General features: G+C 40.7%; 19 protein-coding genes. 10 read left to right on the forward strand and 9 right to left on the reverse strand.

The genetic code is table 11. The features are described 5' to 3' along the window. Positions 1-23 precede the first annotated feature (23 nt). Positions 24-875 (forward strand): DUF417 family protein, encoded by an 852-nt coding sequence (locus HG263_RS17020; RefSeq protein ID WP_171627295.1) that lies wholly within the window; start codon positions 24-26, stop codon positions 873-875. A gap of 79 nt (positions 876-954) precedes the next feature. Then, entirely contained in the window at positions 955-1,683 is a 729-nt protein-coding gene (locus tag HG263_RS17025; protein ID WP_171627296.1) for a substrate-binding periplasmic protein, read from the forward strand. Here the strand turns inward: HG263_RS17025 and HG263_RS17030 are convergent. After that, positions 1,680-2,111 carry an Lrp/AsnC family transcriptional regulator gene (locus HG263_RS17030; RefSeq protein ID WP_171627297.1) on the reverse strand — a complete coding sequence of 144 codons (432 nt, stop codon included), beginning with the start codon at positions 2,109-2,111 and terminating at the stop codon, positions 1,680-1,682. The two genes, HG263_RS17025 and HG263_RS17030, sit on opposite strands and share 4 nt — an antisense overlap. Positions 2,112-2,361: 250 nt before the next feature. On the opposite strand from HG263_RS17030, the gene ctlX reads away from it, so the two are divergent. Continuing rightward, positions 2,362-3,270, forward strand: coding sequence for a citrulline utilization hydrolase CtlX (ctlX, locus tag HG263_RS17035; protein WP_171627298.1), 909 nt, complete (start codon positions 2,362-2,364; stop codon positions 3,268-3,270). Positions 3,271-3,302: 32 nt separating this feature from the next. Beyond that, the gene (locus HG263_RS17040; RefSeq protein ID WP_171627299.1) at positions 3,303-4,718 is read left to right on the forward strand and encodes an alanine/glycine:cation symporter family protein; all 1,416 of its coding nucleotides are present in this window, start codon (positions 3,303-3,305) and stop codon (positions 4,716-4,718) included. Between the two features lie 64 nt (positions 4,719-4,782). On the opposite strand, the gene HG263_RS17045 is transcribed toward HG263_RS17040, so the two are convergent. Beyond that, on the reverse strand, positions 4,783-8,931 hold the full coding sequence (locus tag HG263_RS17045) for a S8 family peptidase (RefSeq protein ID WP_171627300.1): 4,149 nt from the start codon (positions 8,929-8,931) through the stop codon (positions 4,783-4,785). 283 nt (positions 8,932-9,214) lie between these two features. On the opposite strand from HG263_RS17045, the gene HG263_RS17050 reads away from it, so the two are divergent. Continuing rightward, positions 9,215-10,237, forward strand: coding sequence for an acyltransferase family protein (locus HG263_RS17050; RefSeq protein ID WP_171627301.1), 1,023 nt, complete (start codon positions 9,215-9,217; stop codon positions 10,235-10,237). A gap of 336 nt (positions 10,238-10,573) precedes the next feature. Continuing rightward, positions 10,574-12,784, forward strand: coding sequence for an immune inhibitor A domain-containing protein (locus HG263_RS17055; protein ID WP_171627302.1), 2,211 nt, complete (start codon positions 10,574-10,576; stop codon positions 12,782-12,784). A gap of 57 nt (positions 12,785-12,841) precedes the next feature. Here HG263_RS17055 and HG263_RS17060 read toward each other — a convergent pair whose 3' ends face one another. Further along, positions 12,842-13,258, reverse strand: coding sequence for a VOC family protein (locus HG263_RS17060; protein ID WP_171627303.1), 417 nt, complete (start codon positions 13,256-13,258; stop codon positions 12,842-12,844). A 343-nt stretch (positions 13,259-13,601) separates the two neighbouring features. Further along, positions 13,602-14,189, reverse strand: coding sequence for a DUF6151 family protein (locus HG263_RS17065; RefSeq protein ID WP_171627304.1), 588 nt, complete (start codon positions 14,187-14,189; stop codon positions 13,602-13,604). 145 nt (positions 14,190-14,334) lie between these two features. Between HG263_RS17065 and HG263_RS17070 the strand changes: the two genes are divergently transcribed. Next, positions 14,335-14,976, forward strand: a complete 642-nt coding sequence (locus tag HG263_RS17070; RefSeq protein WP_171627305.1) for a DUF6058 family natural product biosynthesis protein — start codon at positions 14,335-14,337, stop codon at positions 14,974-14,976. Between the two features lie 216 nt (positions 14,977-15,192). Here HG263_RS17070 and HG263_RS17075 read toward each other — a convergent pair whose 3' ends face one another. Then, the gene (locus HG263_RS17075) at positions 15,193-15,717 is read right to left on the reverse strand and encodes a flavodoxin family protein (protein WP_171627306.1); all 525 of its coding nucleotides are present in this window, start codon (positions 15,715-15,717) and stop codon (positions 15,193-15,195) included. Between the two features lie 180 nt (positions 15,718-15,897). Between HG263_RS17075 and HG263_RS17080 the strand changes: the two genes are divergently transcribed. The 3 genes from HG263_RS17080 (at position 15,898) to ltaE (ending at position 19,223) form a co-directional block, all read left to right on the forward strand. Further along, a complete protein-coding gene (locus tag HG263_RS17080) occupies positions 15,898-16,788 on the forward strand; it encodes a LysR family transcriptional regulator (RefSeq protein ID WP_171627307.1) in 891 nt (296 codons plus the stop codon). A 109-nt stretch (positions 16,789-16,897) separates the two neighbouring features. After that, positions 16,898-18,199: a metal-dependent hydrolase family protein gene (locus HG263_RS17085; RefSeq protein ID WP_439331999.1), complete on the forward strand. Its 1,302-nt coding sequence runs from the start codon at positions 16,898-16,900 to the stop codon at positions 18,197-18,199. 13 nt (positions 18,200-18,212) lie between these two features. Beyond that, entirely contained in the window at positions 18,213-19,223 is a 1,011-nt protein-coding gene (gene ltaE, locus HG263_RS17090; RefSeq protein WP_171627309.1) for a low-specificity L-threonine aldolase, read from the forward strand. 168 nt (positions 19,224-19,391) lie between these two features. On the opposite strand, the gene HG263_RS17095 is transcribed toward ltaE, so the two are convergent. The 4 genes from HG263_RS17095 to HG263_RS17110 all read right to left on the reverse strand — a co-directional run bounded on the left by HG263_RS17095 (position 19,392) and on the right by HG263_RS17110 (position 24,242). Then, a complete protein-coding gene (locus tag HG263_RS17095) occupies positions 19,392-20,498 on the reverse strand; it encodes a linear amide C-N hydrolase (protein ID WP_171627310.1) in 1,107 nt (368 codons plus the stop codon). Positions 20,499-20,611: 113 nt separating this feature from the next. After that, complete coding sequence (locus tag HG263_RS17100) at positions 20,612-20,923, reverse strand: hypothetical protein (protein ID WP_171627311.1); 312 nt, start codon at positions 20,921-20,923, stop codon at positions 20,612-20,614. Between the two features lie 272 nt (positions 20,924-21,195). Further along, positions 21,196-23,259 (reverse strand): tetratricopeptide repeat protein, encoded by a 2,064-nt coding sequence (locus HG263_RS17105; RefSeq protein ID WP_171627312.1) that lies wholly within the window; start codon positions 23,257-23,259, stop codon positions 21,196-21,198. 116 nt (positions 23,260-23,375) lie between these two features. Further along, positions 23,376-24,242 carry a helix-turn-helix domain-containing protein gene (locus HG263_RS17110; protein WP_171627313.1) on the reverse strand — a complete coding sequence of 289 codons (867 nt, stop codon included), beginning with the start codon at positions 24,240-24,242 and terminating at the stop codon, positions 23,376-23,378. Between the last annotated feature and the right edge of the window lie 178 nt (positions 24,243-24,420).

Consider the following 24,420-nt stretch of genomic DNA (forward strand, 5'->3'; position numbering starts at 1 on the left):
ATACAGATAAATGAGAGAATAAGATGATCCAAAATTATATTAATCATGCCGTCAAAGTGTGCGTCTGTTTAAGCCTTGCACTTTTAGGCGTGTCATTGGCATTAAATGGCAGCGAAAAAGAAATGACGACTATGGTCAACTTTTTCAACATGGGAAGCGCGATAAGCGCAAATGGTTTTGGCAGGCTGTTCGGTGCTTTGATGTTGCTTGCTGCGGCCTTGGTGCTATGTTCGAAAAAGCAGAAATTATCCATGTTGAGCTTTGGCCTTATATTACTGGTAGCCGCGCTTCCTTTACTGACCTTGCTTGACTCGAGTCGTTATATCGAAAGTCTAGGCGGCTTTCCAATTTTAGGGTCGGGCCAAGGTGTTATCAAATATGCAGCGCTTATCCCTTTAGCGTTAACGCTCTTTTTTGCGTCGCGGTTCTCGCTTGTGCAACTTGCATGGTTTAATTACTTACCGGTTGCTATGGTGCTCATGTGGATTGGGGGCTTAAAGTTCTATGAGTTTGAGGCCAAAGGCATTGTATCTTTGGTGAGCACCTCGCCATTTATGTCTTGGTTGTATGAATTGTTTTCGGTTCAATGGGCGTCAAATCTGATTGGCAGCTACGATATCCTATTTGCCGTATTACTGGGGGTTGGCCTAACAATAAGGCGCTATAAGCTGCTAATCATTGCGATGTTAGGGTGTGGCGCTGTATTTGTAATGACGCAAACTTTTTTAATCACAGCACAAGGTGCGTTTAGTGCTCAAACGGTACTGGCTGGACTTGGTCAATTTGTGATTAAAGACTTGTGGTTTATCGCGAATTTACTGGTGATTTTAAAGTTCACCCTGCAACTTTATAGCACTTCGAATAATGGCGATTAGCAGCTATTTTTGTACAAAAATTATCCATGGTGCTATAACTAAATAATGCGCTTGCTATAGCATTAAGGAGGAAGTTTCAATGAAAGTATGGCTTTTATTACTGCTATTTTTGGCTTCTTCCGCGTTTGCTCAAAAATACACGGTGCTGGTTTATCATGGCGCTAACCCTCCATATAGCTTCAAAGAAAACGACAAAGTAGTGGGTATTTTTACTGATATTTTTGCACGTTTGGCGCAGTTAACTGGGCATGAGTTTGAGTTTGTAGCAACCTCTGTTGCACGTGGGCAGCGCTTTTTTGATTCTGGACAAGTAGACATCGAACCTGGCGTTAGTATGCAATGGCGAATACAGCAAAAAGTACCAGGGATCTACACAATCACCTATGCCAAGTCGGTGGAAATCTTACTCGGTAATAACGCTAATACGCTGGAAGATGTTAGCCAAGCATATGGGAGCCTCGTTGGTCGAGTGAGAGGGTATCGTTATGGTGCATTTGAAAGTCATTTTGATGAAGATAAATTGATTGTTTATGACAATATTTCAGAAAAAGAATTACTAGGTCAACTTGCCTACGGCCGCTTAGACTATGTATTGATTGGCAAAGACACTGCGCACTATTATATGGCGAACAACCCCGCCTATCGACATTTTAAAGACGCTTATATCATTGAAACTGCAAAGGTTGCTATGCGCCTGCAGCCTCACCTAACTGATTTAAAAGAGCAGCTCAACACCGCGTTAACTACTATGGTTAATAACCAAGAAATTGCAGCGATTTATAAAAAGTATACTGATTATCAGCATTAGGTTGACGACAGCATAATGCTGGTTTCACTGTTTAAGATACCCGGAATTTCTCTGACTTCTCTGAGCACACCATCAAATGCGCTTAAGTTAGCAGCTTTAATTTCTGCGATAAGATCCCATGCGCCGTTGGTGGTGTGAAGTCTAATAAGCTCAGGTATGCCTTTGAGTTTTTGAATAACCTGCGATGTCGAATGACCCACCACTTCAATCATCATTACAGCACGCACTGCATCACTGTCTATTTCTTCATGTACTCTAACAGTAAAACCTAGTATAGCCCCACAACTTACTAGTCGGTCTAAACGGTTTTGTACTGTCCCGCGAGATACATCTAGTAAATTGGCAAGAGTAGATACGGATGCTCGGCCATCTTTTCGCAGCGCAGCGATCAGGGCTTTGTCTAAGGAGTCATAGAGGTAAGGTTGCATGTGAGTTCTAAAAGAGTGAAACCTATGATTAAAATAACAGTGATCTGCCATTTTGTACAATATGCTTACTAATTGTGCTAAAAATTTATGCTTATTGTGTGATGTTTTGCCATTTTAACTAAAGATTTCGCTCGCTATAGTAACCTAGACATTATGACAACATGATAGGAGGGGCCATGCAGCCTTTCATTTTTTTTATTGAACATACATTTTCAGATATTACTTTATCACTCTGTAGTAAGGTTAGGGTATGAGCGCTATTCAAGCCCCCAATGCTGTAGTGATGATCCGCCCACATCATTTTGTATCCAACCCACAAACTATGCAGGACAATGCTTATCAAGTGGAGGCACAGAGCGCTCAGGTGAGTGAATTGGCTTATAAAGAGGTAACTTATGTTGCGGATACACTGCAAAATGCTGGTGTCGATGTGCATTTATTTGAAGATGAAAGTCGCTTAACACCAGACTCTGTGTTTCCAAATAATTGGTTTTCAACACACCGTGATGGGCAACTGATCACCTATCCCATGTATGCACTGAATCGTCGTGCCGAACGTCGCTTGGATATCGTGGAGTTTTTAAAGCAGCACTATCATGTAGCGTCTATAACTGATTTGAGTCAATTGGCGCAGAGTAACTTGTTTTTAGAAGGTACGGGCTCAATGGTTATAGATCACATCCATAAAATCGCCTTTGCGGTTGAGTCAAAGCGTACATGTGCTAAGTTGGTTAAACAAGTCTGTCAGCAGCTCGGCTATCAAGCACATGTATTTAATGCGTTTGATGAACAACAAATGGCCGTATATCACACCAATGTTCTAATGTGTGTTGCTACAGAGTTTGTGATGATAGGTTTAGATATGGTGCCTGTAGCGCAACGCTCGGCGTTACTTGCGTACTTTAAAAGCCAAAATAAGACCGTGATCCGACTGACTAATGCGCAGGTAGCTCACTTTTGTGGTAATGCATTAGAGTTACAAGGTCATCAAGGGCGCGTTTTAGCTTTATCTCAAAGCGCTTTAGATGCATTGAGTGACGAGCAAAAACATATCATAGAGCGCTCTGCGAGTTTGTTACCTATGAGTATTCCCACTTTGGAATCGGCTGGTGGCTCGATACGCTGTATGCTAGGTGGTGTGCACTTACAAAAACGATAATAAAGCACGCAAGTGCGTAAGAGGAGTTCGGCATGATCAATGAAGTAATAGCAAGTATTAACGGCCTGTTATGGGGTGAAGGTCAATTACTTATTTATATTTTGTTGTTTGCCGGCGTGTGGTTTTCAGCCCGCTTAGGGCTTATCCAACTGCGTCAATTTACGCACATGTTTAAGCTCCTAAAGAGCAGCGGTAACGCCGATAAAGAAAAAGTGAGCTCTTTTCAAGCCTTGTGCACCGGTTTATCTGCTCGTGTTGGCACCGGTAATTTAGCTGGTGTTGCTGTGGCTATTTCGCTCGGTGGCAGCGGTGCCATTTTTTGGATGTGGGTCATTGCGCTGCTAGGCATGGCAACAGGGTTTGCTGAAAGTGTGCTTGGTCAAGTATACAAAGTGCGTGATAGTGAAGGTGAGTTTCGTGGAGGGCCGGCATATTATATTCAACTAGGTTTAAATAAACGTTGGTTGGCTATCACGTTTGCTGTTTGTTTGTTCTTGGGATATGGCTTTAGCTTTAGTGCCATGCAAACTAATACGATTACAGATGCCTTATCGTTTGCGTTTGATATTCCACCGTTCTACTCCGGCGTGGTGATCACAGTGCTCGCAGGCTCTATTATAATGGGGGGCTTTAAAGCAATAGCGCGCTTTGCTGAGCGGGTTGTGCCGATCATGGGCATACTTTTTGTGTCCGCAGCCATACTCATCACGCTTATTAACTTTAAGCATGTTCCAGCCATGCTTGAAGATATCTTGCTTTCTGCATTTGGACTACAAGAAGCCGGGGCTGGTGCTATGGGGGCTGCGATTAAAAATGGCATTCAGCGAGGCTTGTATTCCAATGAAGCGGGCGCGGGAAGCGTGCCTCATGCTTCAGGAGCTGCTAGTCCAATACCCAATCACCCAGTAACTCAAGGGTATATTCAAATGCTAGGGGTGTTTTTTGATACCATTGTGCTTTGTAGTTGCACGGCCGTGATCATTTTGCTCGCTGATGTGAATATTAGTGGCGACATGGAAGGGATCCGATTAACGCAAAATGCCATGACAGCTCATTTAGCACAAGGCGGTGTTTATTTTGTAGCAGGTGCAATCACGTTATTTGCATTTACGTCGGTTGTCGCCAATTTTGCATACGCAGAGAGTAATTTACATCTGTTTAAGCTTGATAATAAAGTAGGTCGTAGTATCTATACCACAATGTACTTGGGCATGATGTTATGGGGAGCAACTGCGACCCTAAAAGAAGTATGGAGCTTGGCGGATATGGCTTTGGGTTTGATGACCTTGGTTAATATTTTTGCCATCGTTCAACTCACACCGACTATTGTTGCTGTAAATAAAGATTACAACAAACAAAGAAAACAGGGAAAAGAGCCTGAATTTAACGCCAAGCAGGTGGCTATTCAAGGGCAATGTGAGCCTGGTATATGGGATAAGTCTACCTAGCGTTTGTACGTATGATTCTCAATATGCTCAATCTAAGTGTTTAGGATTGAGCATATCAATAAAACTATAAGCTGTTGCATTTAAATTTATAAGGTGAATTCGTCATTAAATTTAAACGAAACAGGCATAACAGCAATAGGGCAAGAGCGAATAAGCCAAAACTGCCGCTACTTTTTGCCTGCGCGTCACCATTTTCAGTGTGAGACGTTGTTATTGGTGTAACATTTGTTATAGGTTTATCTGACCATTTTGACGCATCTAACGGGTATGCGTCATTGTCGTCACTATAGCCATCGTTATCATCGTCATTATCTGCATTGTTACCAACGCCATCTGAGTCGCTATCTAACCACTCTGATGCGTCTGTTGGAAAAGCATCTTCAGTATCAATGAATCCATCATTATCATCATCATTGTCTGCATTGTTACCAACACCGTCTTGGTCGGAGTCTAGCCATTCATTGGCATCTAAAGGAAAAGCATCTACATGGTCTTGAAAGCCATCGTTATCATCATCATTATCTATGTTGTTACCGCGGCCATCTAAATCGGTATCTAGCCATTCGCTTGGGTCCGTTGGAAAGGCATCTTCAGCATCTAAATATCCGTCATTATCATCGTCTGGGTCGCTATTGTTGCCAATGCTATCCTGATCAGAGTCTAGCCATTCATTCGCGTCATAGGGGAATGCATCTTGATTATCAACAAAACCATCATTGTCATCATCGGTATCGGCGTTATCGCCAGTGCCGTCTTTATCAAAGTCTGCCCATTCGTTTGGATCGTTAGGAAATAGGTCTCGCAGGTCAACATAACCATCAAGATCACTATCAACCGTGCTTTCTATAAATTGACTCCAGGTATTTTGCTCAAACTGTGCAAGGTTACTGATACCATTTTTATTTAAGTCGCTTTTGGCATCTGTGGGGTCATAGGGGTTCAGGTTGTTTAAAAACTCATACCCGTTAGTCATCCCATCGTTATCAGCATCGCGGTCTTGAGCGTCGTTTATACCGTCGTTATCTGAGTCTTGAGCAAATAATTCCTCGAGCGTGCCACCGACAACAATAGAATCTGTTAACCAAATGGTTTTATGCAAAGTGTTGGTGAATAGCTTTATTCTTAGGGTTGCAAGTTGCGTATTTTCTTGTTCAGGTAAGTCGATACTCGTTTTTACCAGTGATCCATTATCATCAATGCTTTTGCTTAGCGTCGTTACATCTAATTCATGCCACTGGCCATTGATATTTAACTCAGCAAGAACTTTTACATCGCCTTGTAACGAATCGTCGTTTTCTACCAAATAATGAAATGGAATGCTCGCTTGAGAAATGCTTTGATAATCAAGTTTAACAACATTTATACGTGCTTGTTGCTCATTGTTGTTTAGCTGTAATTGGCTTGCAATCAAAGATGGAGTGTTTGCAAGGTAGCTATTTGCATAGGTAATAAATTGACTATTTTGACATGCTTGCACTTTATTATGCGCAGTTGTTGTACCAAATAGGTTACCGTTTGTTGATGATGTGTATTGGCGTTTAGCGACGATAAATTGATCGCAAACAAGTACCGAGTCATCAATATAGTCGCTGTATTGTAAGTTGTTGTGGCTTTTTAATTCATCTCGAAAAACCAGCTGGCTATCAAAGCCAGCTTGATGTGCATCAATGACTAAGGCTTGCCAATCAATATTAAAATTACGTTCAATGGTAGCGTGGTTACGCTGTTTTACCCCCGCCTGTTCAAAATTAAAAGTAGGGGTGGTAACGTACTTGTAGGGAGTCTTTTGCTCTGTTAACTGATATTTATAGCTGTTTGCAAACGTCGATTGCTGAGGGTTGCCATGCACCGTTAAACTTAAAGGCTGAGATAATCGGTGGGCTGAACTTAGTGCTTTTGCAAATGCTCTACCTGATGTGTATACACCGAGTGTATTACTATTAAATGGGGTGTCGTCACGAATAGTTTCAAGATTGTTATAGACTAACCACTTAAACTCGTTATGGTGTTGGGCAGAGACTGAAAATACAGTGCTGCTTGATGAGCCGTCTAACTCAATGGCTTTATTGCCATCGAGCTTATCGATACTTTGCGACCATGCATATAAATGATAATCATCTGCTGAACTTGCTGTATCACCATACATGAGTGAGAAGCTTAAAATATTGCCTTGTGGTATCGATGATGAGAATAGCGGTTTGCTTACAAACATACCGTTATTTGACAGGTCAAAAAACTTGCTCCAGCGTGTTTGTTGGCTTTTATTCGCGATATCAAAAAACACGCCAAACCCCTCTAATTCATTGAGGTCTCTTGAAGCACCTTGATGATCTAGCCAGCTTTGTACTTTGATTTTATGTGGCGCTTGCGCTGTTGAAATTGAAATATGCGATGCGTCTTTTATATCAAGTGTTTTAACCACGATGGCTTCTTTATCGGCAAGGCTGTACCACGCATTCAGTGTGTATTGCCCCGGTCTGAGTAGGTACTGCGTTTGTGTGATGTACTGATCGGTATAAGAGCCACTATTGTCGTGCTCTTTGAGCCATAACTCTTTAACAAGTTGCTGCGAGTTAATCGTGTATTCAATCGCGTCTAGCATGATAATGGGCACGTAAAGTTGTGCGCTTTCATGCTCTATGACTAATTGGGCTTCGTGTAAAAAGTCACTGGCATAATCTAACTCTTTGCTTGATTTAACTGTTATTTTAAAACGATGGGTAGCATTGGGCGCAAGTGTAAGTGAACTGGTACTATCAATAGAGTATGAGATGTTTGTTTGATCACTAGGGACTTTAATGTGCGCTTTTAATGTAACAGGTTCATCAGATATGTTTTTTATTGCAACACTGTGCTCAGAGTTGTGTACATCGCCGTCTCTATTGAGTTTGCCAATCATCACTTGTGATTGAAAAGGGAGTAATTTTGCGTTCAGTGCGCGCGTGATACTCATCTGACCGTTACCCTGTTTGGCAAATGGAGCGTGCTTATTGTAGGAATGCGCCACAATCAAAGACTTTATTTCAAGTGGACTTAAAGTTGGGCGCTGTTCTTTTAACAAAGAAGCTAACCCTGCAACATGGGGGGCTGCCATTGATGTACCTGACATCGTGGTATCAGAACTGTTAAGCGCAAGCGAATTAATCATGTAGCCAGGCGCGATTATATCGGGCTTTTGATAGCTGTGAGATAAAATAGGGCCTTGAGAACTAAACTCAGAGACTGCTTTGGTATTATCGTAACTACCCGACGAGCCTACCGTTATTGCTAGTTCTGCGTTGCCGGGACTACCTATGGTTTGCGGTCCAAGCGCGCCCACATTACCTGCAGAAACCACGACAGTTACGCCTTTTTTTACAACATTATTTACTGCAATAGTAAGCGGGCTATCAATATCACCTTTACCACCCAAGCTCATGTTGATGATATCTGCTCCGTCATCGGTATTTGGGTCACCATCGGGGTCAAGAGCATGTTCAAAGGCTTGTAAAATAGCACTAACGGGGCATGTTTTGGTACATACTTTGTAAGCCAAAATTTTAGCATCCGGTGCAATACCAGGGTTTTGTCCTTGTGCTGCAATAATACCGGCTACGTGAGTACCGTGGCCGTTTTCATCCATAGGATCATGATTGTTGTCTATAAAGTTATAGCCTCCGACTACTTTGCAAGCAGGGCCAAAACACCCACCGAGTGCAGGGTGTGTGTAGTCAACACCTGAGTCCAACACTGCAACGGTTACACCAAGGCCCGTAGGTGTAGTTTGGTCTGCACCACTTCGAAAAGATAAATAGGCCCCTCTTGCTGCTATTTTATCAAGTGGTGGTAAAGTTTTATCTTCAACAATATGAATGCGCTTGACCATCGGAAGACGCTGCAGAGCTTGAATATCTGCACGTTTTCCTTTGCCTGAAAATCCGTTTAGCACCGTGTTGTAATTGGCATCAATAACGATACTTGGACTAACGCGATGCACTGACCTGATAACGTGTTGCTGGCGTTGGGCCAATTGCTGGGCATTTTGTGCCTTGCTAAGATGCAGTGAGCTGGCTGTTTTAGGTTGAGTATTAAGTTCAACAATGAAGTTAACGTTTTGAGCTAAATCAGCGGTGTTGATACTAGCTAAGTCATTGGATGCATTGGTGAACAATGAGCAGGTGAGCAAAAACAGTGAAAATAAGCATTTTCGAGAAGAGCATTCAACAACTGCCATGGTAACCAAAAACCTTTTAATTAGTGCATATAAAAGGCTTGGCATTGTACAGGTTGGTTATTTTTCAGGTACTCAATCGGTTGGTTTTTTGGTGAAGCTTTGTAAATACATCATACTCAAAACAGAATCCATAATTCGCTGTATAAATTCATTTAACACAGCAACATCGCAGCGCTCAATCTTAGGTGATTGTTATTAATAAAAAATTAAACTGTTGTAATTATTAAAGCAGGTTATAGAATCTTGCCTTTGCTAAGAAATAGATCCTCATGGAGTTGGTTGTATGCAAATAAGGAAGCTAAATACACTTAGAGCACTTGCTGCCCTCATCGTTTTTTTTACTCACTTTAGTGATCTTACCAATTGGCTCGATGGCGCTTTAGGCGGTGGTTCTGGGGCTTATGGGGTTATGCTGTTTTTTTTACTGAGTGGCTTTTTAATGGCACACCTGTATTTAGATAAGCAATGTAATCGACAAAACATAACGGATTATTTTTTGGCGAGGGTAGGGCGAGTTATTCCCCTTTACTTAGTTATTGTGTTTGCTTCTTATTTTTTTACTCAAGCCGACAAAAACGTGCTCTATAACATTGCTGATTATAATACTCTTGTCGGTCATTTATTGTTCGTTTATGGTGAAAGTGTGCTGTGGTCTATCCCCCCAGAAGTGCATTTTTATTTTATCTTTGTTTTGTTATGGTCACTTTCACAACATCGAAAAGGCTATATTTATGTAGTGATAATTGCAGTTATGTTATTGCTCTTTTTCACTAACTTCCCGAAGGTATTTGGTGACTTCTACGGTATTCCATACAATTTATTTAGTATTTTAAGAACCTTGCCTTTTTTCTTTATCGGCGTCATTTTTGGGTTGCATTATAAGTGCGCAAATATTCCGGCTTATTTACGAAGCCATTGGTTTATTTTAGCGTTGTGCTTAATTCCATTGATGTATCCTGAGTTTTCACCTATCACGTCGGACTCTAAAAATAGGATGTGGTTAAGTTATGAAGTGTTGTTTGTAATGGGGACAGTGTTTTTCTGTATAGTCTTTTTAGTGCCTGATAACAATGTCTTGCTGTCTAATAGGCTTGGAGATTTTATTGGCAAGATATCGTATTCACTGTATTTATTACATATGCCAATCATTGAAGTGGTTAACACATTAGCGCTATCCGTTGAACTAAAGCTGATTCTGTCATTGTTGCTGAGTGTTTTGGCCGCTTATTTATCTTTCAAACTTTTTGAAAGGCCAATCGCAAAAGCGATAAGAAAACGCGCTTGTGACAAAGTGGCAACACCCTAGGGCGAACTCAACCAACTAGTCTATTTTTCTTCAACCCAAATCTAAAGTGGGGATGCTTGGCTATCGTTTTGTTTAATTTTTTTGAACTGTTTTTCATGGTTGCTTACTAATTAGTTTAACAAAATATTGCATAGATACGTTCCTTATTATCTAATTGTTTGAATTTATTGATATATTTTTGTTGGTAACTTTCTATTACTTTCATTGTTATTAAACGGAATAAATATTTCTTGTTAAATAATTATAAAAAAATTGACAATACAAACAGAGTAATTGTATTTTGCACTCTTAATAGGTACATGGGCTGGGCGATAGTCACATAATTAGGATGCAAAAATGAAGAAAAAAAATGTACTGTTAGCTGCTGCAATATCACTCATTTGTAGCGGTGCATATGCCAGTAGCACAAACGTCACAATTAAACCGTTGTTAGAAAATAGCGGCGGTAAAGCTGAGATTGAACGCAACCAAATATTAAAAACTAAGTGGCATGTGGCACGTGGTAAGGCCAGTGGCTCAGGTTTTGACAATTCAAAACCTTTAAAAGCAACTGGCAGAGCATGGCAAGGTGCAGTGACGACTGACCGTGTGCTGGCAATTTTGATAGATTTCCCTGACTATCCAGTCAATGCTGTAACTTCTGATCTAACTAGAAATTACTACTCAGATTATTCGGTTGAACATTATCGTGACATGCTATTTTCGAGTACTGGTTACGCAGGGCCGAGTGGTCAAAACTTAATAAGTATGAAGCAGTACTATTTAGATCAAAGTGGTGGTTCATATCAAGTTGAAGGAAAAGTGTTTGGTTGGTATACCGCCGCAAACAACGCTGCTTACTATGGTGCTCCAGGCCAAGCAGGACAAGTTGATATCAATGCTCAGGCACTTGTAATGGAAGCGATTAATCATCTTGCAAATGACCCCAGCGTAGATTTGAGTTATTTCGACCAAGAAGATCGCTATGATTACGATGGTGATGGTGACTTAAGAGAGCCCGATGGCATTTTAGATCATGTGATGATTTATCACTCATCAATTGATCAAGCTGCAGGAGGGGGTGATTTAGGTGAAGATGCTATTTGGTCACACCGTTCGGCAGTTGGCTTTCAACCTGTTGGTACTACAGGCTACAGAGTTCACGATTATACACTGCAGCCCGTTGATGGTGCCGCTGGTGTATCAGCACATGAATATGGTCATGATTTAGGGCTACCAGACGAGTACGATGTTAACTATACCGAGGATGGGCTTGGAGAAATTGAAAAGGCGCCAGGTTCATTAGTTGGCTTTTGGTCGGTTATGTCTTCAGGGTCTTATGGAGGAGAAATTAGTGGGACAGCGCCTACAGGAATGAGTCCTTTTGCCAAACAATACTTGCAATCTTCTATGGGCGGAAACTGGTTCGTTGGCACTGATTTACATGAAAATGAACTTACCTCAACAGGTAGTGTTTATAAGTTAGATGCTGCGTCTGTACGTGGTAATAACAATGACTATATTCGCATTGACTTGAACGATAAGACCGTTAAAGAGCTTTTACCAAGTGATAACAAAGGTTTTATCAGCTCACCTGTTACTGGCTCTGACTTAGCCATTAAAACGCTGGATTTTGAAGTTGACTTAAGTGCGAAGTCAGAAGCGGTTTTAACTTTTGTTACTGATTATAAAACAGATAAAAATAACTCTTTAATTCAGGTGCGAGTAACGGATGGCAATGGAGACTTGCATGTCGTAAATGGTAATTTGACCGATATGTTAAGCCGCTTTTCTCAGTACATTGGTCCTGGGTTTGCGGGGCGTTCTGACGGCCCTCGTGATGCTGAGTTTGATTTAACTTACTTTGCAGGCCAAAAAATTACAGTGTCTTTGCAATATTGGGCATTTAATACTGGCCATATTGGCGTTATCTTTGATGATATTAAAGTAATGGCTGAGTCAGAGGTTTTGGTTGACTATGATGCTGACAAAGCAAGCAACCTAGGTCTTGCTATCAATGGTTTTGAAGCGTCTACAGGTGAATTTGATTATCCACATTATTATCTGGTCGAGTGGCGTCAGCACTTTGGTGTTGATGAAGCCTTAAAAGACACAACGCGTGGAGCAAGTTACTCACCTGGTATGCTTGTTTGGTATGTTGATACTTCATACCGTCCAGTATCGCGTGCAGGTGCAAGTACAGTTCAGCAAGGTGATAATCATGTTGCCGATCACCCAGGTGAAGGTTGGTTAGGGCTCGTGGATGCAGATAGAAACCCTATCTTGTATAGCACAGGTGAAATGGCAGGCTCGGTAATGCAGATCCGTGATGCGGCTTTTAGCTTAGACGTTCAAGAACCATTTGATTGGAAAAGCATTATAAGTGGTGTTACGTTGTCAGACCCGTTTATCAATAACAACCCTCGATTCATAGACTGGGATGATTATTCAAATTACTTGCGTCCAGCGACAGGGCGTAACATCCCTAAAAAAGGCATTATTATTGATGTATTGGAGCAAAGCGAAGATAGATCAGTGGCTTCAATAAGAATTTCTAAAGTTTGGTGATCAGGTGTTTGATTAAACAAAAGGCGACAGAGTTACTCTCATGTCGCCTTTGGTTTATTAATCGTCATTATTTCGCTCGTGTGGCAGATCGCTTAGATACTCTACAAACTCGACTTCAAACCCATCTGGGTCAATAAAGTAAGCATTTCTTCTGTGCGGATTGTCATTACTTCCCTTATCAACTGGGTAGCCTGCAGCTATGAGTCGGTTGATCAAAGCGTCAAGGTTATTTACTTCAAAAGCAAAATGTCCCAAACCAATTTGATGTCCCTCAAGCTTTCGGTTACTACCTTCTCCGTGGTCGCTAAAGGCAATGTAGTTATAGTCATCCCCAAGGTGTAGCCAATGTCGTGCTTTACCATACCATTCGCCATGTCCCTCGCTGCGTATATACCAATGAGGGAATGCAGCTTGATAGAAGTGAAGAGCTTTTTCTAAGTTTGACACCACTAAATTTACATGTTCTAAGCGCATTTTTTTCTCCTATTTATTCTTCATCGTATCCGTTAACAACTCAAAAACTCTTTCAATAAAGCTTTGATTAATAATATTTAAATAGTTATTCATTAAGCACCTCCTGTTGATTTAAGTTAACTTTAAAACCTCAAGTTAACTTTAGGTAAAGGTGTTTTTTTTACTTTTTTATAATGCGAGCCGCATTAGAATTTGAGCGTTTCGGTTGTGATCTGATAATTCAATGTATAAGTATGGAAGCTCATAACTAAACGAAGGTAACAATGAAGGAAAAATATCTGTTGAGATATTGGTATTTTATGCGGTAGAACATGGAGCTGCCTTTGAGCATTAAGCACACAGATTAGTGTGCTTGGATTTGCGCAACAACAACGGGCTGGCTATTACTGTCAAAAAACTCGCTTGGCTTGTTTTTACCCTGTAGTTTCCACAGTGCAAGCTTTTGCAATGTAGCGAGTAGTAGTTTGGTATGCCCTTGAGGACCAAGTAGACGCTCAGGCACTCGACTAGATGCCTCCTTTATGTGGACTGAGCCTTTCATTTCTCCTGCTTTTTCAACGAGTCTGTCATCATCGATAAAGCTATGAATGATACCAATAAAGGGCCATCCTGCATTAAGGGTATTACCAATAGGCGTGTTACAGCACTTTGCATACCAGCGGTAGAGGCCCTTTTCAGTAAGCCGCAAGCAGGCTAGGTTCTCTTTCCCGTCGGTGAATTTAAAATGTGCAATAGGCACCTGTACTATGGTTGTTCCAGCATATTCATTAAGTACTTGATCGTCGCGATTGAGCACGACCGCAAACTTTTGACAGTCACTGCAATAACAGGTGAGATGATTGGCCTGTTTAGGTGAAATAGGTTCTACCTTTGCTTTCATTTTTTTGCATTGGCAGCTGAGGGATAACGTAGGTGGTATAGCCTGTTCCATATCCTAATCCTTTAATTTATATGCTAAAATAAAGCCAGTGTAATACCAGCCAATGAATCGTGCTGCCGCAAATAGTAACGCCTTTGCGTCCAGGATGAGCAAACTAAACAAACTAATTAATTATTACTATTACAAGGAACGAATAGTGCAGCTACTAGATTATCTGAACGGTCACTTTATTTCTTTATCACAGTTGTTGTCAAACTCAGGGGTCGGTGAACAGGCACTGCGTAGTTATCAACAAAGTGGGATCATGCCAAAAGCGTCATATGTGCTGAACTTGCATGTCGGTTGTGAGTCATTTTTTGGTCATCATGAGCAGCAAACTGAGTGTGAGTATTATGCCAAAGGCTACTTACATTGGCTTGGCATAGTGCAAGCCAATGCCGAGCCCGAGTTTATTTATCAAGTTTTCAGTCAAAGATACCTGCAAACAGTGAGCGTTTTAAAAACTCAGGGCTATCAATGTAAAGATGAAAAGCTAAACATTAAACTTGCTGAACATGTAGAATCTGAGTGGCAACACTTTTTATCGGGCACCTATGGTTTATGTACACGCTCAGGTTTACCTGAAGATATTGCCGCTAAAGAGCTTGCAATTGCTCAAATTAATGAATTAACACTTACAGAGCATCTTAGTGCTGCTGAGCTGAATGCTTTAGCAAAGGCGGTTGATTTGCTCGATAAGGTCAGTGCGCATTTTGCGCCACATGAGCGCCACCGCAGCTCTCGCCACCGTCTGATTGACGAGGTACGTCGACAATATCAACTGGTATCACCAACGTAAGTTAGCTCATCGTTTTAACAAGGGTTACTTCATCTTTAATACCACTCGCTTAAGAGATCCTGACCTTCGTCAGGGGGACGGGTAAGTGCTTGGTTGGATGCTGTTGTCTATCTCATTGAGCTCGTCATGATTGCTATATTGCGTCAATATGACTCAATATAATCGCTCTGAACTTTTCAGCAGCTTATCTTAAGCGAGCGGTAACTTAGTTAATCGTTACGCTTTTTGACTATTAAGATGTTGTGTAAATTGATTAAGCGTATTAGTGGTTAACGCAAAGCCATTTCTACATGACACATGAAGTAAACCGGTATTGTGAATACCAAAGTAGCTAAAAAGTTTATCAAAAAAACCTGAAAATATCTCACAAACCTGTGCACTGGCTGAGGTTGTTAACACGTACCCTTGTTTTCCTTTTAAGCCTTTACCGATGGGTTTGATGGTTGGATTTTCTGTTAACTCCGTCATGCGGTCAATCAAGCGTTTCATATTTGAACTGACACTATGCCAATAAACGGGAGAGGCAAACACAATGTTGTCGGCCCAATCTAGTGCCTCAGATACAAGGTAAAAATCGTCACTAGTATATTTATTTGAATAAGTGTAATCAGAAAATTCAAGGTCGTCGATTGACACCAATTTAACTTGCTCAGCGTGCAACTGTGTCATAACTAGATTTACGAGCTTGAATGTATTGCCGCTTTTATTGGCGCTTGAAAATAAAATAACTGTTTTACGCATTGAGTGATCCTTTTGAAAGTCGTTTTAATTTTTAGCTAGCGTAAAAGCTCAACTTAACTTTAGGTAAAGTCATTTTTTATCATTTATGATCACCAAGATAAAAAAGTCATTCACCCAAATACATCGATATGCTTTACTAGCTGTGTATCTACAGAATAAATGAAAGGAAAGTACTGCATCATGCTAAGAATTACTCTTGAGCAGTGGCGAATGCTTCGTATGGTGGCCGAACATGGTGGCTTTAACCAAGCCGCTGAGCAGATACATAAAAGCCAATCAAGTATTCATACCGCAGTGAGCAAAATAGAGCATTCGCTGGGTGTCAAAGTTTTTTATGTCGAAGGAAGAAAAACAAGATTAACTGAAGCGGGACAAATGTTGCTGCGTCGAGCAAATTACCTTTTAGATGAGGCACAGAAGGTTGAGTCTGTTGGGCATACGCTTGCAAAGGGAGTTGAAACATCACTGCGTATTGCTGTAGACGAAGTTTTTGCAAAGCAAATTCTTTATCAAGCACTGGATAACACATCGGAGAAATTCCCTCTGCTTAGGATTGAACTTTTTGAGTCTATTTTAAGTGGCGCACATGAGCTGGTTGAAAACAACCAAGCCGATATTGCAATTTCTCCAATGACTTTAGCAAGTGGATTTAGTGAACAACTGTGTCGTGTTGAATTTGTCGCTGTATCGAGTCCTACTCATCCGTTACAACAATATAATAGGCCGTTGACGTTTGAAGATCTTAAGTCATTTCGGCAGATTGTTATTCGAGATTCAGCGCATAATAAACGTTCAGACTCAGGGTGGCTTGAGGCAAATCAAAGGTGGACAGTAAGCCATCTGCGAACTTCAATTGATATGATTTGTGAGGGGTTAGGGTTTGCTTGGCTACCAGCAAGTGCGATTACAGAACAATTAAAAAATGGCTTATTAAAGCAATTGCCTCTAACCCATAATGCAACGCGCTCAAGTGCGTTGTATCTCGTGTTTCAAGATAGTGACCGTTTAGGGGTAGCAGCAAAGGCGTTTATTGAACAGTTGCGGTATTTGTGTCGCTCAATTAATCACTAATCTGAGCCGTAATATGGCTAAAATTCAGTCGTTGAGCGCAAATAAAAAACAGATAGCAGTCAATATGGTATTAACACTATCTGTATAAGAGGAGAAAAGAATGAAAATAATTAAGGCAGGGTTGCTGCTCACCAGTATATCACTCGTTAATTTTGCGGCATTTGCACAAGTTGATGGGGTAATTTATGCAGGAAAAGTGTTAGTTAAGCCAGAAGCCGGGGCGCTGAGCAAACAAACATTGGTTCTAGAAGAGGGCAAAGTCTCAGCTATCCACGAAGGCTATGTTTTACCTGAAAAGCTAGGCCTGAAAGATGTGAAACTTTACGACCTGAAAGACTACTATGTCATGCCTGGCATGATAGATATGCATGTGCATTTAACATTTGAACGAGACAAACATGCAAACCCACACGGGTGGTTAACGCAGGACAATGCGGACTATGCGTTAAACTCGCTCCCTTATTTGCAAAAAACGCTCGATGCAGGTTTTACCACGGTTAGAGATTTAGGCGCGAATTACCACGTTATATTTCCCCTTAAACGTGCTGTAGAAAAGCAACTTATAGTGGGTCCGAGAATATTTGCATCAGGTAACGCGGTATCTGCAACGGGCGGCCATGGTGATATGCATGGTTATCGACATGACCTGACAGACGCGATGAATACTAGTATTGGCATTTGTGATGGTGCTGATGATTGTCAACGCGCGGTGCGAGAGGTCATTAAATATGGTGCAGACGTAATAAAAATAACTGCCACAGGAGGGGTGTTAAGCAACACTGCCGCAGGCTTAAATCAACAGCTGACAGATGACGAACTCAATGCCATTGTAAATACTGCTCATAACCTTGGCCGTAAAGTGGCGGCTCATGCGCATGGTACTCGAGGCGTCAATGCAGCGATTCGCGCCGGTGTAGACTCGATAGAGCACGGTTCATATTTGGATGATGAATCAATAGCCTTATTTAAAAAACACGATACCTATTTAGTACCAACTCTACTTGCAGGCTACACCGTATCAAAAGAGGTACTAAGTAATCCTAATATGCCAAAAGCGATTGCAAATAAAGTACGTGAAGTTGCACCTGTGGTAGAGCGAGCATTTCGTAATGCACTAAAAAACAACGTTAATATAGCGTTTGGCACTGACTCAGGAGTATCTCGCCACGGAGATAATGCTAAAGAAGCTCAGTTGATGGTGGAGTATGGTATGACGCCAAAGCAGGTGCTGGTCAGTGCAACGCGCTCTGCAGCAAAGTTACTTGGTCAAGAAGATACCTTAGGTTCTTTAGAGGTGGGCAAATATGCTGACATCATTGCCATCAAAGCCAACCCTGAAGAAGATATTTCAGCGCTCAGTGAAGTTAGCTTTGTAATGAAAAATGGTGTTGTTTATAAAAACCAACTTTAAAAGGGGCTGTAGCATGATAGATTTTCGTTCAGATACGGTCACCCAACCTTGCCAACAAATGCGCTTGTTGATGAGCAACGCTGAAGTTGGTGATGATGTTTATGGTGATGATCCCAGCGTTAATGCGTTGGAACAATGGACGGCAACACGCCATGGTTTTGAAGCAAGTTTGTTTGTCAGCTCAGGCACTCAGGCAAACTTATTGGCCATATTAAGCCATTGTGAACGTGGGGATGAGTATTTGTGTGGGCAAAATGCCCATAACTATCGATATGAGGCGGGCGGAGCTGCTGTACTTGGCTCGGTACAACCTCAACCAATCGAAAATGAACCTGACGGTAGCTTGTGCCTAACTAAACTTGAAAAAGCCATTAAACCGGATGATAGTCACTTTGCTAGAACGCGCTTAGTGAGTTTAGAAAACACCATAGGTGGTAAGGTGTTAAGTTTGCAGTATCTAGCACAAGCCAGAGCGTTCACCAATAAGCATCAACTCATGCTGCATTTAGACGGCGCACGTGTATACAACGCGGCAGTTGCATTAAACGTTGATATAAAAGAAATTAGCCAACATTTTGACTCAATGACAATTTGCTTGTCTAAAGGGTTAGGAGCTCCGGTGGGGTCATTACTGCTAGGTAATCACGAATTTATTAACAAAGCAAGACGACTCAGAAAGATGCTCGGTGGTGGTATGCGACAAGCGGGGATCCTAGCTGCCGCGGGGCATTACGCATTAACACATAATGTGAGTCGTTTAGCTGACGATCATGACAATGCACAATATTTAGCACATCAGTTAAATACCCTAAAGGGATTTAATACAGAGCCATACCCAGTACATACCAATATTGTATTTGTGGATATTGAGGATAATGTTGATATTCAAAAAATATGTGAAAAATTAAAAACGCAGGGTATTGTTATTACGCCTGGATATCAAGGCATGAGGCTTGTAACTCATAAAGATATTGCCCGAGAGGATATCGATAAGTTAATACTTATTCTACGAGAGTTGCTATAAGTATTTTAGTTCTCTACTACCGCGTAAACCAGCTTGAGATGAGTCACCTCAAGCTGGTTTATATTGTGGGGTAATTAACCTCAGCGTCGGATAAGCGAATCATTTCCAATAAAGTTATGCCTTTCTACACGTATTTTATATTGCAAAATTCTTATCCAAAACGTGAGATTATGTGTTTGGTATCAGTGGTAAAGCGTCCACATCTTTAGGTACATCAATATACATTGGTGCAGTCAAATCGAGCTGGCTTATTGTATCAAAATCAATCTTATACGGGATTGGAGAGTCGTATTTACGGATCTGAAATTCGCCATGGCTTAAATCTTTAACCACGACCCACTGTGTATAATCGCTGCCTTCGCTTAAGTGGGCATCACCATAACGGGTAACGCCTTTTGGTAAGTCAACCGAGTTAATCAAATGATACGCAAGAGTTTTTGCATCTGCTGCATTTTTGATTTTATATCCTGCTTGGGCATCGGTTGCAAACTGTTTTAAAACCGCTGTTTTAACAAAGCGTGAAGCCGGAACAGGGTCGCCTGGTAATCCTGCTAACCCATATCCTTCGCCTTGTGGTGCTTCGATTGAGCATGCTATTTGGGGTGGATTATAAGGGCTAAACTTATGCTCTCGTAGCATGGCGTTTAAATTTGCGAGCTGTTCAGGGTAGGTTGGTGCATTAGTTAAAACGCCAAGCTCGTTGTTGTACACACAAGGCGTTCCATGTTTAGAAGAAAACTCGATAACAATGCTCTTGCCTGATTTATCGGTGATAGGAAAGTGTAAAGGTAGGGGAAGCTTTGCTACTTCAAAAAAGCGGTAATCTCGAGAGTTAACAGCTTGTTCTACCTCTTCAGTTGAGGAAAAGTTACCCAGTACCCAGTTAGTGAATAAATAAACCGGAATATCATTGTCTTGTATTTTTTCTGTTGTTAGGTATTCAGAACCCGGTAACCATAACGAGCCACAAGTGAGTCCTTCCTCGTTCATACCATCGGATAAACAATTGCCAAGCAGTTGTGCTACATACCCATCATCGTTATTATCATCAGTTGTGACGTTAATGTTTACACCCACTATACAGTATTTGTGGTGTGCTTTTGTTTTACCATATGAATAAAGTTGTTCACCTTTAGGTAAGATAGTTACTTGCCCATTTGCAACTGATTGATTACCAAATTCCATTGTTCTGCCAACAATGACTGCATCAGGTATCGTGAAAGGGATTTTTTCTTTTGAGCTTGTTTCGGTTGTGATTACGAAGTTGGTACACATAATATTCTCCTTTTGAACAGCAAAAGTATATGAGTGGTACCAACTTTGTTCTATTACATGTAATTACAGAGTGCACTGTAATTACATGGATGTTTGGTAAAGCTAAAATTTGGTTACTGCTCGAGATAACAAATAACCGCTTCTTGTTTTGGATTTTGTTGCGTATCTTCAATTAAATAGCTTGCTTTTTTACTGTTTTGACACAAACACATATCGTAATGGTTGATCATATAAGCATTGCCTACAGAGTCTTCATCCGTTTTTTCAATACTGCAAGTTGGCTCTCGCCAAATTGGATCCCAACCGCTTTGCCCAATAGCTACAATTTTAATGTTTTTATTTACAGGCAGAGAAGCGGCTTGCTCAACATTAGCAAACGCCGTAAATGTTACAGTGCTTGCGATTATCAGACCTAACTTTTTCATTGTTCATCCTTAATAAAGTCAAATATAGAGTTATTACTCAGTCTGGCGGTATTTTATTTTTTTTAAATGATATTGCAAGCGGTATAAAATTGGTTGGTAAAGCTTTTATTTATATTAATACAATTGTTTTTGTGGGTAATGTTGCGCTGCCTTTAAATTGTCGATTAAAAATGACTTTTTTCGCAAAAGTAGATGATTATTATACTGTTATTTTAAATTTTTAAATACTCAAATTTCTATTGAAAATAACTATAAGGGTAGGCCTGATACCACTAACTATGAGATACAATAGGACTTGCATCAAAGACTGTGTTATGAGGTATTTCTTTAGGTATACGGATCACAAAATGTGCACCTTCACTGTCTTCAATGCAGTCGATTTGGCCGCACATAATATGCACGACCGAATTGTAGATAATATTAAGGCCTAAACCTAAACTACCTTCTCCCAATCGAGTGGTATAAAACGGGTCAAAAATTTGCTTGCGTTTTTCTATCGCAATACCCGAGCCGTTATCCTTGTAATGGATGAGCACATGCTCATTGGCGTCACATTCAACAACAATTTCAATTTTTGGGTTTTCAGTATTGGTAAAGCCATGTTTAACTGAATTTTCAATGAGTTGTGCGATAACTTTGAGTAACACTGGCGCATAGTTAGTAAGCTCTATATTTTCTCCATCTAAGCACAATTGTATCGACTTTTGCTGTGTTGCGATTAAGGTTTTGGTATGACTTTGTAAAAAGCTTAATACACAAAAGTTAGTTAACTCACTGATTTGTAGTTTTGCCGACATCATTTTAAATCGTTGAACCATGTCTGCTGCTTTTTCACTATTCTTTTGACTCAGTTGCAATAGCTCAGTTGCTTCGTGAATAAATTGCTCAAGCAACTTTTGTGTTAAAGACTGACTAGAAAACTGCGTGGATAGACGCTCTACCAATGACTGTAAGCTGGAGTCAGCGGTGATCACAAGCCCAAGTGGGGTGTTAAGCTGATGTGCCATGCCAGAGACAAGCGTGGTCATTGCCCGCATTTTTTCAGACTCGACCAGTTTTTCTTGGGTGTTGTTGAGTTGTGTCAGTAAATTCTGCAGCTGCCTCTTTTTACTATTTAATCGATACATAAAGGCCCAGGTTACCGTGATAATAATCAGCGAGCTGCATAATATAATCCAACCTTGGCGACGTTCTGACTCCGCTTTGGCAAGTGTTATTTGGTGCGCTTGTTCTAGTTGTTTTAAGGCCATTTCTTTAGTTTGTAATTCAGTTTGCGAAAGCATGTAAGCAAGTCCAATAGAGGCTTGCTTTTTAGTAAATGTTTCATAGGCTGAGTTATATTGTTTAAGGGCCTCCAAAGCTTCGATTAGCTCGCCAGATTGCTGCATTAGTTCGCTTTTTAGCTTTAAAGCCCTTTGCAATGAACTAAAGTGTTTATATTGCTCTGCAAGCTGTATTACTTGCTCAATTTTTGCTTGTGCTTCATCAAACCGATTTTGTATTAGATAGATTTTTACAAGCTCGAGGAGTGCCCTGTCTGTTTTTGAGTGGGCGCTTTTGTTTTGCCAATTTTTGATTGCGTCTTTTAGATATTGTTCAGCTTGGCGAAAATTGCCTTCACTAGCATAAACCCGGCCCAAATTATAAAGTGACCAAGAAAGGTGGTAGTCATAACCATTTGCTCTACGGATCTCAAGCGCTTCTTGATGCAATTGTTTGGCTTTTCCGAGTTTTCCTTGTAAATAGGCAACTTCACCTAAGTTGTTTAATCCAGTTGCTTGTTGTGATGCTAAGTCTAATTCCATTGCGGAATTGTAAAAACGTTGAAAGTAATTTTCTGCTTCTTCTAACAGGCCCAGCTTTAAATACACGTGGCCGATATTATTTTCTGTTTGCGCGATAAATTGAGGGCGATTTAGTAATGGCGCTTCTTGGTAGGCCTTTAAGTTATTTTTTAAAGCTAAATCATAAAGTTCAATGTTAGAAAAGGCACTGGCAGAGATACTGTAATAGCTATATAAAATACCTGGTTCTTTAATATCTCGCGCCATTAGGCGTGCTTGAGCTAAGGTATCCAAGGCCGCTTCTAATCGGTCTGCATTGATTTGATACCAAGACTTTAGATAGAGCAGCCGGATGGTTTGAAAGTTTGCAAGCTTTTGATTATATTCATTAATTATCTTTTCAACCTGTTCAATGCCTGCCAGTGGCGATTGACCCGCCGCTTTACTTACTTGTGTGCGTAATTGACTAAACTCTTCATCGGGGAGTTGTGCGTTTATTGAAGTACAAATAAAAATAGAGAAGGAAAGAAACAGCCAAATACACTCTTTCATCAATATTGCTTACAGCTAGTTAAGACTTATTTCATTGTAGGTTAAATTGATTGATTTGCGAGTAACGACACAGGTTCGTTTAGTTTAATTTGTGGTTATTTGCTGCTTATCGCATTTTAATACAATGCCTTTTGATGCAGTCGAGCACGAAACTCACTGGGCGTACACGCCTTCAACACTTGAAATCGGCGGTTAAAGTTAGAAATGTTATTAAAGCCACATTGATCCGATATTACACTGATCGGGGATGCAGAGCTAATCAAAAGCTTACAGGCTTTGGCAATGCGTAGCTGATTAATAAACTCGGTAACGGTACGCTCTGTGCGCTTTTTAAAAAAACGATGGAAATGATTGGTACTCATATGCGCTTGTTGTGCAAGCTCATCGGCGCTTAATTTTTCGGTATAATTATCATAGATATAAGCAATAACTCGATCGAACTTGTCTTTGGCTGGGTCATGGCGATCATCAAAGCGAAAGCCGTTGCTGGCCAAATGCTGATAATCCGAAGTTGTCATTAGCGTTAGCACTTTTAGTAGCAGCACAAAGCGGGTTAACGGCTGCGCATCGGCCATTTGTTCAAACCAAACTTTCGCTTGCAGTGCTACCTTTTTGGAGAATTTTACACCACGGCGTGATGCATTTAACAATTCAGATAAACCATGTAATTCTTGGTGCTGTGTTACCAAAGACTCTAACCAATTCGCTGGTATTTGTGCTACATGCACAACGTGAGCGCTGTTATCAGGGTTAGGTTTTGATTGCCAAGTATGGGGCAAATCAGGACCTAATATAACTAAATCTAGATCGTCATAGGGGGCGATATGATCTCCTACGTGACATACGCCAACACTGTTTAGCGTCAAACAGATCTCATATTCTGGATGATAGTGCCAATTAAAGGGAATTTCGGGTAATTGATAGAGGCAATAGCGCCATGAACATCCCGGTGATGGCAGTACTTTTTCATACATCGCACGCATAGTAATTTCCTTTTACATTCGAGGGACTGACTTTCGCTGCAACAACACAACCTTATCAAACATCTTAAACATCTTAAATATCTTAAATATCTTAAATATCTTAAATATCTTAATGTTACAAATTTAAAACTGAAAAATGATTGCATTAAATAAGATACCATGCAAATTCAATCACTAA

This window comes from Pseudoalteromonas caenipelagi, assembly GCF_013140855.1.
In the GTDB taxonomy this organism is placed as follows: Bacteria; Pseudomonadota; Gammaproteobacteria; order Enterobacterales; family Alteromonadaceae; genus Pseudoalteromonas; species Pseudoalteromonas caenipelagi.

What these genes read in the sequence shown, in the direction of transcription:
- HG263_RS17095 (WP_171627310.1), bottom strand. Translation starts at nt 20,498, where the DNA reads ATGTGTACCAACTTCGTAATCACAACCGAAACAAGCTCAAAAGAAAAA.
- ctlX (WP_171627298.1), top strand. Translation starts at nt 2,362, where the DNA reads ATGAGCGCTATTCAAGCCCCCAATGCTGTAGTGATGATCCGCCCACAT.
- HG263_RS17075 (WP_171627306.1), bottom strand. Translation starts at nt 15,717, where the DNA reads ATGCGTAAAACAGTTATTTTATTTTCAAGCGCCAATAAAAGCGGCAAT.
- HG263_RS17100 (WP_171627311.1), bottom strand. Translation starts at nt 20,923, where the DNA reads ATGAAAAAGTTAGGTCTGATAATCGCAAGCACTGTAACATTTACGGCG.
- HG263_RS17045 (WP_171627300.1), bottom strand. Translation starts at nt 8,931, where the DNA reads ATGGCAGTTGTTGAATGCTCTTCTCGAAAATGCTTATTTTCACTGTTT.
- HG263_RS17025 (WP_171627296.1), top strand. Translation starts at nt 955, where the DNA reads ATGAAAGTATGGCTTTTATTACTGCTATTTTTGGCTTCTTCCGCGTTT.
- HG263_RS17030 (WP_171627297.1), bottom strand. Translation starts at nt 2,111, where the DNA reads ATGCAACCTTACCTCTATGACTCCTTAGACAAAGCCCTGATCGCTGCG.
- HG263_RS17060 (WP_171627303.1), bottom strand. Translation starts at nt 13,258, where the DNA reads ATGCGCTTAGAACATGTAAATTTAGTGGTGTCAAACTTAGAAAAAGCT.
- HG263_RS17105 (WP_171627312.1), bottom strand. Translation starts at nt 23,259, where the DNA reads ATGAAAGAGTGTATTTGGCTGTTTCTTTCCTTCTCTATTTTTATTTGT.
- HG263_RS17055 (WP_171627302.1), top strand. Translation starts at nt 10,574, where the DNA reads ATGAAGAAAAAAAATGTACTGTTAGCTGCTGCAATATCACTCATTTGT.
- ltaE (WP_171627309.1), top strand. Translation starts at nt 18,213, where the DNA reads ATGATAGATTTTCGTTCAGATACGGTCACCCAACCTTGCCAACAAATG.
- HG263_RS17065 (WP_171627304.1), bottom strand. Translation starts at nt 14,189, where the DNA reads ATGGAACAGGCTATACCACCTACGTTATCCCTCAGCTGCCAATGCAAA.
- HG263_RS17080 (WP_171627307.1), top strand. Translation starts at nt 15,898, where the DNA reads ATGCTAAGAATTACTCTTGAGCAGTGGCGAATGCTTCGTATGGTGGCC.
- HG263_RS17020 (WP_171627295.1), top strand. Translation starts at nt 24, where the DNA reads ATGATCCAAAATTATATTAATCATGCCGTCAAAGTGTGCGTCTGTTTA.
- HG263_RS17050 (WP_171627301.1), top strand. Translation starts at nt 9,215, where the DNA reads ATGCAAATAAGGAAGCTAAATACACTTAGAGCACTTGCTGCCCTCATC.
- HG263_RS17040 (WP_171627299.1), top strand. Translation starts at nt 3,303, where the DNA reads ATGATCAATGAAGTAATAGCAAGTATTAACGGCCTGTTATGGGGTGAA.
- HG263_RS17110 (WP_171627313.1), bottom strand. Translation starts at nt 24,242, where the DNA reads ATGCGTGCGATGTATGAAAAAGTACTGCCATCACCGGGATGTTCATGG.